This is a genomic window from Halobellus rarus, from assembly GCF_024494595.1.
GTDB lineage: Archaea > Halobacteriota > Halobacteria > Halobacteriales > Haloferacaceae > Haloquadratum > Haloquadratum rarum.
On record NZ_JANHDI010000011.1, the window covers coordinates 94,813 to 107,255 of the forward strand.

The 12,443-nt window shown below is 54.0% G+C and carries 12 protein-coding genes and 1 pseudogene; 6 read left to right on the forward strand and 7 right to left on the reverse strand.

Annotated features, from left to right (window positions below; all coding sequences use genetic code 11):
• Positions 1–174: 174 nt before the first annotated feature.
• Entirely contained in the window at positions 175–573 is a 399-nt protein-coding gene (locus NO876_RS13555; protein WP_256422201.1) for a DUF7970 domain-containing protein, read from the reverse strand.
• Positions 570–1,409 carry a ParA family protein gene (locus NO876_RS13560; protein WP_256422202.1) on the reverse strand — a complete coding sequence of 280 codons (840 nt, stop codon included), beginning with the start codon at positions 1,407–1,409 and terminating at the stop codon, positions 570–572. Before NO876_RS13560 ends, NO876_RS13555 begins: the two co-directional genes overlap by 4 nt.
• 267 nt (positions 1,410–1,676) lie before the next feature.
• Between NO876_RS13560 and NO876_RS13565 the strand changes: the two are divergent.
• Positions 1,677–2,280 (forward strand): annotated as a pseudogene (locus tag NO876_RS13565) (RNA polymerase subunit sigma-70).
• A gap of 10 nt (positions 2,281–2,290) precedes the next feature.
• Here the strand turns inward: NO876_RS13565 and NO876_RS13570 are convergent.
• The 5 genes from NO876_RS13570 to NO876_RS13590 form a co-directional block, all read right to left on the reverse strand.
• The gene (locus NO876_RS13570; RefSeq protein WP_256422203.1) at positions 2,291–2,602 is read right to left on the reverse strand and encodes a hypothetical protein; all 312 of its coding nucleotides are present in this window, start codon (positions 2,600–2,602) and stop codon (positions 2,291–2,293) included.
• 61 nt (positions 2,603–2,663) lie between these two features.
• On the reverse strand, positions 2,664–3,821 hold the full coding sequence (locus NO876_RS13575; protein WP_256422204.1) for a BREX system ATP-binding domain-containing protein: 1,158 nt from the start codon (positions 3,819–3,821) through the stop codon (positions 2,664–2,666).
• Complete coding sequence (locus NO876_RS13580) at positions 3,821–4,717, reverse strand: hypothetical protein (RefSeq protein ID WP_256422205.1); 897 nt, start codon at positions 4,715–4,717, stop codon at positions 3,821–3,823. The genes NO876_RS13575 and NO876_RS13580 overlap by 1 nt, the downstream gene beginning before the upstream one ends.
• Entirely contained in the window at positions 4,714–5,748 is a 1,035-nt protein-coding gene (locus tag NO876_RS13585) for a tRNA-guanine transglycosylase (protein WP_256422206.1), read from the reverse strand. Before NO876_RS13585 ends, NO876_RS13580 begins: the two co-directional genes overlap by 4 nt.
• Positions 5,749–5,874: 126 nt before the next feature.
• Positions 5,875–8,775, reverse strand: coding sequence for a DUF6884 domain-containing protein (locus NO876_RS13590; protein WP_256422207.1), 2,901 nt, complete (start codon positions 8,773–8,775; stop codon positions 5,875–5,877).
• Positions 8,776–8,907: 132 nt separating this feature from the next.
• Here NO876_RS13590 and NO876_RS13595 point away from each other — a divergent pair, with 132 nt between their 5' ends.
• From NO876_RS13595 to NO876_RS13615, 5 genes are all read left to right on the forward strand, one after another.
• Positions 8,908–9,360, forward strand: coding sequence for a 6-pyruvoyl trahydropterin synthase family protein (locus NO876_RS13595; RefSeq protein ID WP_256422208.1), 453 nt, complete (start codon positions 8,908–8,910; stop codon positions 9,358–9,360).
• On the forward strand, positions 9,360–10,133 hold the full coding sequence (locus tag NO876_RS13600) for a 7-carboxy-7-deazaguanine synthase QueE (RefSeq protein ID WP_256422209.1): 774 nt from the start codon (positions 9,360–9,362) through the stop codon (positions 10,131–10,133). Before NO876_RS13595 ends, NO876_RS13600 begins: the two co-directional genes overlap by 1 nt.
• A 3-nt stretch (positions 10,134–10,136) precedes the next feature.
• Positions 10,137–10,742, forward strand: coding sequence for a GTP cyclohydrolase I (locus tag NO876_RS13605; protein ID WP_256422210.1), 606 nt, complete (start codon positions 10,137–10,139; stop codon positions 10,740–10,742).
• A complete protein-coding gene (gene queC, locus NO876_RS13610) occupies positions 10,739–11,440 on the forward strand; it encodes a 7-cyano-7-deazaguanine synthase QueC (protein WP_256422211.1) in 702 nt (233 codons plus the stop codon). Before NO876_RS13605 ends, queC begins: the two co-directional genes overlap by 4 nt.
• A 124-nt stretch (positions 11,441–11,564) precedes the next feature.
• Entirely contained in the window at positions 11,565–12,245 is a 681-nt protein-coding gene (locus tag NO876_RS13615) for a hypothetical protein (protein WP_256422212.1), read from the forward strand.
• Positions 12,246–12,443: the final 198 nt, after the last annotated feature.

Consider the following 12,443-nt stretch of genomic DNA (forward strand, 5'->3'; position numbering starts at 1 on the left):
GCAGCATTCGTGCTTCACCGACGGCGGCGGGGTACTTCAAAGTGGTCGTGATTATTGGGGTAATCAGGATCACTCCTTGTATTCGAATTATCGGCAGTATTCGAGGGTTTGGAGCCTCCTGACACCGAATTCCAATACTAAGCGGGACTATGTATTGTATATCGCTATACGAAATCAGTCCCACCCATATCCCCACTCGTCAAGTTTCTCTCGAACGAGACTGGGGTTCTCTTGGGCGACGGCCATCGCCGCCTCTGTAATGTCTGTTTTGTAGACATCCTCCCCAAACTCTTCTTCCATCTGGGTGAGGAGGTCGTCAATACCCGCTTCAATGTGGTCTCGAAGGAAAATCGGTCGCTGGGTCCGGCCGTCTTTGACCCCATCGCGCGAGTGGATGTAGGGGAGCGAGCGGTTCTGGGAGGAAGCCGTGGTGCCTGTCGAAAGGTCAGTCTCGGTCACTGCAAGATCTGTCTCAGTTCCCTGACTACCTGTCTCCAGCTCAGGTTCTATTTCAGCCTCCGTCTCCTCGGAGGCGTCGTCAGCGAAGGGATCGTCTGCAGAGCCCTGTTTCATGCTTCCACCGCCTTCTGTTCGCGAATTTGGCTCGCGAGCTTGTCGAACTTCTCTAAGGTGTCAAGTTCGTGTTCGCGTTCCCGGTCACGATGTTCCTCGATATAGCGGTACGCGGTACATTGTTCAGCCCAGCACCCCTCCAGTAACGACGACCGTTCACGGAATCGAATCGGTGTCTCCCAGCCATCTGCTGTGAGTTGCTCCAAGAATCGGTCTTGGTCGTTCATCCCTTTGTAGCGGTTTGGGACCACAGCTAACACGCCGACTTCGATTCCCAGGGACTCCTCAAGTCCACCGACGAGTTGATCCAGACCTTGGACCGACTCGTAACCCTTGCCACTAGGCTCGAACGGGATCACCAGGTGGCGCGTGCAATGAATCGCATTGTGCAGTTTGATATCCGCGCTGGCTGGCGGATCGATAATGAGCGTATCGTAGGTCTCGTGGACACCGGCCTCGCGCAACACACGGAGAAGTTGCTTGTTCGGATTCCAAGATTCACCGAAGTCGGCAGCCTCTTCCTCGCGACGGCGGAGGTGTTTGGAGGCATACTCAAGAATGTTGTGAGCGGGGACGACATCGATGCCCTCACTGGTCTTTATGAGGTCGGCGAACTCTCCCCGTGGCCGATCGATCATATGCCGGAGCAGACTATCCGCCTGGTCGTTGTCTCGATCCTCGGCCACATCCAGCAGGTATGACAGCGACGCTTCCTGGGTGTCCAAATCGATCGCTAAGACCTTTCGTCCCGCCCGTACCTCCGCTTTCGCGAGGTTCGTCGCGAGCGTCGTCTTTCCAACGCCTCCCGCTTCGGAGTACACTGTATAGGCTAGCATACCCAGATAGTTGGCCCCATCAGCTATAAAACTCAGTCAGACGGTATAGCTAATCAGTATAGCTATATGGTACAGCTGGGTAAGTCAGCTAAGAAGAGTAGTTATACCGTATAGAGACTATAGCTAACTCACCCAACCGACTCACTTCCCAATGATTTAGGACAGCAGAATTTTTCGACCACCTCTTACGACCCAAGAGAACAACCGAGACAACAGCCCCATTAAAGTGAGACTTTTTACTATTACCAAGTGGTTGGTACCTACCAGATGTACGAGGTACTTGACGACATAGCGGCACAACCTTCCTCACCATAGAGAGCGGTGACTCTACCCGACGTGTTTCCTAGACCCTTCACAAGCCGTATGAAACGGTTCGTCAGGCCGTCAACCGTCTTGAAGATGCAGACTATGTGAACTACGACGACGGCCTCACTGTCGTCGACGGCCGCGTGAAAGACGCAACCCGCGAGCTCGTCACTGCCAGCGCCGGCGGCAGTCCACCCTCTATCGAGGAGTTCGCGTTCACACGAATCGACGCCGTCTATGTGTGGACCCAAGAAAGCTACCAAGTTGGACGGAATCCGGATGACTATCCGCTTTCCTAGCCGTCCGTAAGCGGGACGTCGACGCCTAGGGGGCGTTTTTGAGTCGTTCGACCTCCCCACCGCATTCGAGCGATAGCCCCGAGACGAACTGGACGGACCGCTACAGATCGTCCTCAAGGCACGCCCCTCACTCGACATCGAGCACGTCGAGGGGTTACCCGGTGATCCCGAGAGCCGAGACGATCGAGTATATACGTGAGAACTACGCCCAGTTCCAGTCGGCGCTCGCGATGCTCGACCGGATACAACGACCTCGAAAGCTCTAGTGAGGAGAAATTAGAAGTCTAGAGGTATTTCCACATCTTCATCCGAATTAACAAGGAGATCAAATGCTGGATGCTTGTAAAGAATCTCTCGACAGTCACGGCAACGTGTGAATAGCGGCCTTTCAGCATCCCAAAAGTCAGAGCGCAGAACGACAGCAGAATCGTTTGTGCCGTAATGGCCGCCAGATGTTGAGAAATGGTTGAATTCACGCCCCCCACACTCGGGGCAAGAATCCGTCATATTTTCCCAGTTTTCACGTTTGACGCCCGAAATTGTCTGCTCGTTCCCGTTCTCATCAATAACTCGTATCGAGAGTTCCATTGAATTTCGCCTCCGCCCCTCGTGGGCGAGAAAAACAAACTACAGCGGGGAATCTCAGATGTTAAAATACCTCTTGGGCAAACTCAGTGGTAATTTCTGACCGCCCCTCATTTGCGGCTTCGTCAAGAATACGACTACAAACAGAGAGAACTTGTCGAATATTCCCCTGTGAACGCTGGAGAATCAGCTCAAGGCTCTCTTTCGTAAATGGGCGGATAGGACGACCAGATCCAGCTGCCGTCCGTTCCCGATCAAGGTAGTCCTCAACAAGTTCGTAGAGGTTTTCTGCTGTTAACGGGCGAAGAGCGACCTCCTGACCGATACGTTCGCTAAAGGCATGGTACTCACTCATAACGTCTTGCCAAACTTCAGGTGCGCAGCCAAACAACATAGAGAGCCCGGAACTGTTTTGATCCATAAGGTGCCGGATACTGTTTAATGTCGCTTGCTCGTTCTTTGGCGTGAGACGGGCGATGCTCTCGAACTCGTCAACGAAGACAAAGACACCCGTAGACCCAAGGTCAAGAAGGAGATTTTTCAACGCTGTGAAGGCCCGAACACCCATCGTATCGTCGTCAAGGGCGCTGTGAATCTCCATTTCTTTGCGTTGCTCATACCGAATCCCTTCGGCTGTAAGCCACTGCCACGCATAGAGATTCGTATCCTCATAGACCATATGGATGATTGCCCGTGCAAAGTCAGCAAACTTTGTTACATCGCTCAATTGTCTGATTGCCTCCGGAACGATCTCAGAAAGAAGTACATCACCCTCATCAATCAGTGACTGCATCGCGTTCGCGGTGTCTGGGGTGGCCTCAGTAATCTCACAAGTAATTGTGGCAAGATACTCGTAGGCGAGTTCTTGGAGTCGATTGAATCCAAGATCGTAGATAAACTCGTGATAGATGTCGAGGAATCCCTCGCCAGGTTGTGCAACGTAACCGACAACGACATCGTCGCGGTCACGGAGCAACGATCGCGTGTACTTGAGGGTATGGGACTTCCCATTTCCGTACTTTCCAGTAACGACGAGATGTTTCGATTTCCCCGTCGAGAGCATCGACGAGACAGTCGAGCTAATCTGCTTTGTGACGTGTGGTTGGCCACAATATATTTCTGGATCTGCGGCAGGAACAGGGCTGTACGGGAAGGGGTTCGCTTCAAGATCGAATTGTGAGTAGTCCTGCTGTTCGTCCGTAATAGTGAATGTATCGCTCATTATGTATTCTCCTGGGTGAAGGTAACGTCGCGGTCGTGCACGGCGAGATAGTAGTACTGTTTGTCGAACTGTTCGACACCAGCCATTACTTGCTGACTGGATTGGGAAGTCGAGACGAGTCTGTCCTCGTCTGCAAGCGTGATCGCCTTGATACCAAGCGCTGAATCTTTCGCAGCCGTATCCATTGGAGCCCCTGAAAGCTCGAGTTTCCCGACGTTCTGTTGGCAAAGGCTGAGAAGCGCTTCGTCGAACGCCTCTCGGGAGCAGCCAAGCCGTTCACACATCTCTTCTCGGAGTCGAGGAATCGAGAGATAGCGTTGGCGGAGATCGACACCGGCTGTCTGTTCTAGTTCATCATAGACTTTCAGTAATACAAACGGGAAGTGACTGGGAATCGAATCTTGTGCTGCGGGATAGTAGCTTCCCGTAAAGGCATTGCGCTGAACGCGGCCAAGTCGCTCAGCCCAATCTCCAACTACCTCGACACTCGTCTGATTGAACGAATATGGTGTGAACTCTTGTTTGCTCTCAAGATACTCTAGGAGTGTCTCAAGGTCGGCGTGTTCTGTGTCGTCAACAGCGTCGACGAACATTCCGTAGTGAGGACTGTGTGTCGAAAGGATCTGACTTACCTGCGTCCAGTCTTCGGTCCGGATCGCACCGAGAAAACGACTTCCGATCTCTGTAGTCGTATATGTTGGCTCAACGCCGGTGTCGTCTTCTGCGAGGAGTCCGATTCGGCTAGCCTCTAGTATTGTTTCACGTGCCCGCCGATGACTGACATCAAGCGCGTCTTCAAGTTCTGCGGTCTCTTTAGATCGGTCCGCACAGGCGTGCGTGAGTTCGACGAGACGGCTCAGAGTGACCGGCCGAACGGTCGCTCGTTCGTCGCTCACGTCAGCCTCCGTACTTGCTGCTTTGCGGTTTGATAGGCACGCTGGGTGACCTCATTGCCTTGGAAGCGGAGGTCAAGGTACTCCTCAATGTCCCAGTCAGATTCGGAAACATAGCGGAAGCGACGAAGTTCAGTCGCGAGTGCCCAGAGATTATGCTGGGTGAGTGCAGTTCGGTCCTCACGAATGTCATCAAGCGTCCGCTGTCCACAAATGGGGCAAGGACATGGAAGACGCTCCAAGGATTCGATATTCCGGAGTTCTTCTCCTCCAAACCCAGGAATGAGGTAATTTCGATTCCCAGCACTCCGGATAAACGCCGATGAGTCGAAACTGTCAACACCGAGGTAGAGGAGAAGTGGCTGGTAAACGAGTCCACCAAGTCCGTACACATGGAGGTGTTTGTCGGTTGCTTTTCTCGCCGAAAGTATTAATTTTGTAACCTTTTTGTAGTCGGTCCGAATTGGGACCATACTCCCGAGCGCATATCCGTCGAAATCGCCGTGCTGTTCCAGATACCGGATGTTGTTCCGGACTGTTTCTGGGTCATAACCATGGACGCTTGCCAAGAGATAGCCACTGCCGTCGTGTTTGTCACTCGCTTCAAGTGCGTAATCAGTACTCTGCTCAACTCGACGCTCGTTCTCAGCATCTCGGTTGTCGCGTGCAAGCGGAATGTCGACAGTCCCGTAGATGTCGGCGTCAAGGCGCCGTTGTGTCTCGAGCGTTTTTGCTGGGGTAGTGTCCACATCTCCGGATGTGAAATCAAACCCACCACTGTCTGCAAACACGATCGTATCCTCGGGGACACCCATTTCGTCTCGGAGCGAAACGTCGCTCGTCAGTCGGTCCCACATAGGTTCTCGATTTCGGATCGACCGAGCGTTGATCATCGCCGCCGAAAATTCTGGGATGGTGCCTGCGTATGCTGGGGTGTTGTCACTCGATCGCTTGCCTAAATTGCGCACCGGGAAGAGCACCGGTGTCTGCAACTCCCTTCTGGGAAGATCGAGTTTTCGTTGTCTGTATAACATTCCTCCCGCTCGGCTAAGCTGTACTATTACTTATATAATTGGCACATAGAGAAATATTGTATTTCTAACCATATCCCAGTCCAGGTAGTATCCCGTTCGGATCGTAGGTAAGGAACTAACTACCTGCTAGTACTCCTCAAACGCTGCCTGACTCGGTTCGTCTTCAACGCGCCGGCAGAGTTCATCAACCACTTCTGGTTGAAGCGTCTGGACTCCCTCAACGTAGCGAGCAAAGTTCTTCATATAGACGCCCTTCAGGCCAACAACGATCGTCCCGTGTTTCTTCGCATCCTCCGTGCGTGCAGGGACGGACTCAATATTATCGAACTGGTCTTCGACGAGTTCGCGATTGAATACGACGCCGATATGATCGGCGCGAACTTCCTGTACCATCTCGTCGATATCGATACTCGTGTAGTAGTCTTTCCCGAGGGTGAAAAAGACAATATCGTAGTCACTCTCGTCGAGAACACGGCGAAGGTCCGCCTGAATATGGAGTCTTTCGGACCGCTCTCGGATCTCTCCAACGTTCATCGAACTGAACGTCACCTCGTAGGGTGGGAGGAGTTCAGCTTCCGCAACGAGACCGAAGCCAGCACTGATGAAGTACCGCTCAACGTTGTGCCCGTTCGAGCGAAGGCGACGAACCGCATCCTGGACATACTGTTGCTGGCGACCGGTATAGAGATCGCGAGCCGCGATTCCGGGCACATTATCGCGAGCAAGGAGGTCTTCGCGGGAGAATCGGAGCGTCTCGTCGGCATCGAAGACGGGCGCTCCCTCTGGGATTTCTTTGGAGCCGGAACACTGATCGATCACAAGGACATCTAGCTCGTCTGTTTCGATCTCTGGAGGGTAGGGGAGGAAATCAGAGCCGACAGCATAGTTTTCACCGCAGATTTCGAGCACCTGCTGTCGGAGTTCGTCGGGGTCGCTGTGCGTGATGACTTCGCAGTCGTTGTCACGCACTGCGGCAGCGATGTCATCGTCAAGCGACCCCGATTCCGTTTCTACAAACAGATACTGATACCGAGCTGCTTGCTCTGCAAGATTGGCTTTCATCCGATCCGGAGCGAATGAGATCATCGAGGGGGCTTCCTCCCACCATTCATTCACGCCGTTGGCATCGAGAACACCCAGTTCGGCGACGGGGAGGTCGTGCGTCTGTGTCCAGAATTCAGGATGGGCCTCTCGGAGGTAGTCTTCGACGGTGTCATATCCACTAAGACTTGCTGTCCCCTTCGTCGCAACGAGGATCTTCGGGAGATCGTCTTCGAATTCATCGTAGAAGCGGCGTGTATTATGAAAGCCCCGCCGCCGGTTCCGATCGTTCCCTCGGAAAATACAGACCTCAATACCGTGTTCGGCACAGATCGGACAGTCGCATTGCTCCCACGGACGTTCACGGAGGACGGTTTGATACTCCTCCAAGAGGTCTTCATCACCGACCCAGACTGCATACTCACGGACAAGTGCCCAGACGCGGTCGTAGTCGCTGACGGCATCGACATCGTCAAGAGCCGTCGTTGCGAGCGGGAACTGCTCAAATATATTGGCAGCAGTGTTCAAAATTTCATCATACTCTGCAAATGGAATCGGGGCTTCAGGATCGTCATCCCGGAGCAGTTTGACGAGATTGCCACGGAGATTGTCGCTAAAGCTCGCTTGGAGTTCACGGCCGTACTCGAAATCCTCCCGGAATGCTGCCTCAACGTCAGCAAGGAGACGAACATCAAACTGCTCGTCGTGTCGGTGCTCTCGGAGATACTGTCTCGTTGCTGGGAGGATATCTTTAGCAAGCGCGTGCCAATCCTCGAGTGCCTCGCGGATCGAATCTCCGGCGTCATAAGCCCGGAGCGCCACGAGAGTTTCGCGGCCTCGAAGCGATGTCTCGACAGCCTCGTTTAGATCGTCTCGACTCGAAGGGTATCGGACACGAATCGCATCATACCGCTCGTCGTGATCGAGCCGATAATTCTGACCGCCGGTCCACGCCGATCGGAGCATACTGGCACTATCAAAACTCGTCATCCCCGACCGCCCAACTGTCTCGAATCCTTCTGTTTTCGCGAATCCGAAGACGTGCGAGTCAACGCGTATGTTGTGTTCGCGCTCGAACGTCTTCACTGTCTTCCCCACGTTCTTGACGATAGCACGGACATCGTGGATCGGACTGCCCGCAACACCGCCGATCCCCAGATAATTGTAGCCGATCTCCAAGACGTCCTCAGCGGCCGCAGCGTAGGAGTCAGGGTCCCAGCCTTGGATTGCGACCATCAGGCGGAAGGGGTAGTCCTGCTCTTCGTACAGATCGTACATCTCCCGGGCGTTTCGTAATGTGAGCTCGTACCGAAATCGTGCATCGTCCTCACGGTAGACTGCTCGTTGATCCTGCGCAAGTCGCGCGAGCACGGTGTCGACGTCGCCCCGGAAGTCTTCGGAAGAAAATGACTCGACATCAGCGTCGAGGCCCGTCCGGATGGTTGGTTCGTATTCATCGACGTACATTGGCCACTCAGCAGGCCATTCGTCGATCATCACGTCGACGACATCCGTGATCGTATCCGGGATGTCACTCTTAGAGAAGTCGCTAGTGAAGGCTCGTTCATCGAGATAGAGGCGGCCTTCCTCCTTTCCAGAACCGAGGACCAGATGGTCTATCGTGACGCCGACAGTAACATCAAGCGTCTCGTAGAACTCTAGCATCTCTCTGTTTCCGTACGGTGGGAAGGGTTTGGACTTGTAGCCCCAGGCGCCACAGTCACTGATCGTTGGGAGCCAGTCCGGTACGGAGAGTACCGGGTCATCATAGACACCGTATTCCGCGAGTCTCTCAGCTTTCCGGTCCGTCTCTTCGACCTGCTCCCGAGAAATAAGTACGCCATCAATAGGCGTTGTTTCTGGATCGAAGATATCCCAGATGTAGTCTAAATCTCGCTCCTGGCGGTCAAGCGTGGACAGTTCGTCGTGCTCGAAATCATAGTGAGCGTCGACGGCATCGTCCCACTCAGGAACGTAGAATCTCACAGATTCAATTCACCGACTTATTCTTTTCTCGCTCCACTATATGAATGTCGTCTTCGGTCGACTTATGCTAAAATATTGTTATACCAGTATTCTACCGATAATACTTTAGGCATACTCGTAGAATACCCGTTCGTGTCTATTGAACTGCAATCCAAGTCCATACTCGCGGACACGGATGAACGAACCCTCTACATTGGCGAGGATCGACCGATCCGAATCAGCACAGGGCATCGCCTACTCCACCACGATGGTAAATGCAGTCGGCCACACGGGCACAACTACGAAATTTCTGTCCGTGTAACTGGCACACTATCTGAGGAAGGATGGGTCGTCGACAAAGGAGAGGTGACGGATATTATTGACGAGTGGGACCATCGGTTCCTACTCGAAGAGGGCGATCCCCTGATCGAGGCTCTCGAAGCCAGCGGAGACGCCGACAGTCTCGTCGTTCTTGAGCACCCGCCAACAGCAGAAGTGATGGGTCTCATTCTCGAGGAGCGACTTCTCGACGAACTCCCCGGTGAGATCTCTGATGTCTCAGTCTCGGTGCGTGAAACAGCCGAGCTTTGTGCCAGCAGCTACTGATGCCGGTCAACTCGACAGCCAGCGAAACGGCCGCAGACCGGTCAGAAAGGGATACGCTCCCGATTAACGAGCTCTTCTACTCGCTGCAGGGCGAGGGAGAACTCGCCGGCGTCCCCAGTGTCTTCATCCGCACAAGTGGATGTAATCTTCGTTGTTGGTTCTGCGATTCGTATCACACATCGTGGGAGCCCACACACGGACAAATGGACCTCGAGGAAATTATTGCCGAGGTGCAGTCCTACGAAAAGGCGAACCACGTCGTCCTCACAGGTGGGGAACCGCTAATCCACGATCGATCAGTCGACCTGCTTCAGCGACTCGACGAACTCGGGTATCACACGACCGTTGAAACCAACGGCACAATCTATCGCGACGCGCCGATCGACCTCGCGAGCATCAGTCCAAAGCTTGCATCCAGCGCTCCCACCGCTGAGAAAGATCCGAAGGGAGATGGCGAATGGGCCGATCGACACGAGAAGCGGCGGATCGACACTGACGCACTTGCAGAACTTGTCGATGCCTACAGCTCGCAATTGAAGTTCGTTATCACCGATAGTGATGATTTGCCAGAAGTCAAGCGGCTGCTGAAGCAACTTCGGAGCGTGGCATCGACCACGATCCTCGATTCCGACGTACTCCTGATGCCCGAGGGCACGACTCGAGAAGCACTCGATGAGTCGCGTAATAGTGTCGCAGAGCTCGCAATAGAACACGGTTATCGCTACACGCCGCGACTCCACGTGGATCTCTGGAACGATGCTCCCGGTACATAAACAATGAGTCAGCACTCGCAGATCACACAATCAGACAGCAAAGATAGTATCGACCAAGAGAAAGCACAGAAAGCGACGCGCCTCCTTCTGGAAGCAGTCGGTGAAGATCCAGACAGGGCCGGACTTACTGAGACTTGGCAACGGCGTGTCCCAGAAGCCTTCGCAACACTCACAGAGCGGACTCGGGACAGCGAAAAGCCCACAATGCAGACATTTGATGCCGAGGAGGGCAACCTCGTCATCAAAACAGGAATTCCATTCTATTCGCTTTGCGAACATCACCTGCTTCCATTCTATGGGACGGTGGATATTGCCTACCGGGCCGGGTCAGAGGTCGTTGGGCTCTCGAAACTGACGCGGTACGTCCGCTGGCAATCACACCAACTCACAATGCAGGAACGGCTTACAAATGACATCGCATCCGGACTTGCTGACGAATTGGATGCACCAATGGTCACCGTGGAAATGAACGGAATCCACCTTTGCGAAGCGATGCGTGGGATCGAAACAAAAAGTATGACTACCACTCGGACAGCGGTCGGCGAGCCGACCGAGATCGAGCGCGACCAATTCCAGGCAGCGATCGATAGGGATGGTGATCGGCGATGAGCAGTGAGAAGCAGCGTGCAGTCATTCTCGCGTCAGGAGGAATGGATTCTGCGACTGCAGCGGCAGTCGCACGGGACCGTGGCTATGAACTCTATCTCCTCCACACGTCATACGGCCAGCGCACGGAGACCAAGGAGTACGAGTGTGCGACGGCACAAGCCGACCACTTCGACGCCGCGGACTTCCTTCACCTCACGGCCGATCACCTCTCGAAGGTTGGGGGCTCCTCACTCACAGATGAGGAAATGGACGTCGAAGAAGCCGATCTCGAATCGGAGGAAGTCCCGACCTCCTACGTTCCGTTCCGTAACGCGAACCTCCTCTCGATGGCCACGGCGTACGCGGAGGCAAACGACTGCGACGCCGTCTTTATGGGCGCACACTCCGAGGACTTCTCCGGCTACCCCGACTGCCGTCCCGAGTTCTTCGACGCGTTCCAGCAGGTCGTCGACGTTGGCACAAAAGACGGCACAACGATCAGTATTGAGGCCCCCTTCACCGAATGGTCAAAGACTGACATCGCTGAGAAGGGTGCCGAACTCAATGTCCCGTACGATCTCACGTGGAGCTGCTACCGCGACGAAGAGCCCGCCTGCGGGACGTGTGACGCGTGTGCATTCCGTCTGCAGGCCTTCCAGAATATCAGTATGCGCGACCCCATTGAGTACGCTGAGCGGCCAGACTACACCGAAGACTGAGATTCACTCAAAAGAGGTCTGCATAGCACGTTCCTAACCGTATTCGCGTCTCTCGGAGAGACCTTCTGACCGAGAGCTGAGTTGCGAGGTAGTTTCAAGGATGACGCGATCGCAGCAGTTGCTAATGGAGATTGTCTCCTTCAAGAAGAACCACCCGAAGAACGCTCTTGGATACGTCTTGGCAGTGCGAGCGGACGGTGAGACGGACGAAATATTCGAGCAGTATGTCATCAAGTCCAGTAGCGACGCTCGCCTTGATGCGACCGGACTCGGGTTTCTCCGTGAGAGTCCTGAGACTAATCGGCTGACTAAAACCGGGCGTGAGGCAGTTCGCACACTCAGCTATCAGTATGGCAGTATAGCCGCAGCGCTTGAGAAGGTTGACGCTCAGTCCGGTCGGTCTGCCCGTTTTATCGATGTCCTTCCAGTTATGGGAATAATTATACGTCAAGTATTGTTGGACTATCGGCCGACTGAACTCCTACTGAACGCGCTCGATACGCTGGCGGAGCGTGGCCATCTGGAACCATCACTCTCGCAAGTCGCGAAAACAATTGCTCAACAACGACCATCATTCGCTCTCGACTTCTTCGTCGCCCCAGACAGCCGTGACGACGTCCGTAATGGCTCTACTGGCGAACTCAACCTCGAAAAATTCGACGACGGATTAGTCTATTCAACTCACACGACCTTCCAGTATAAGGCGATGCTCTACCACGCTGGGGTTCTCACCACCCGCGGGAATGATAAAAAGTCGGATCTAGATCCGAATTCCGTCATCTGGGCGCTCGAAGATCCCATCTAGAAGGCAGACTGGGGAGAGTAACGAGTTCGTAATGTCGTACAGACATAATCGCTATGCAGGGATCGAGAAGGAGACGATCAGAGGCACAACCCAATGCCCGCCCATCATAGACCTCTCAGCCGACTATTAAACTGCCCACGTGAGCAATCAAACCTCGTCGAAAAAACGACGGCTGGAAGCCACGATTGCGGCCTGCTG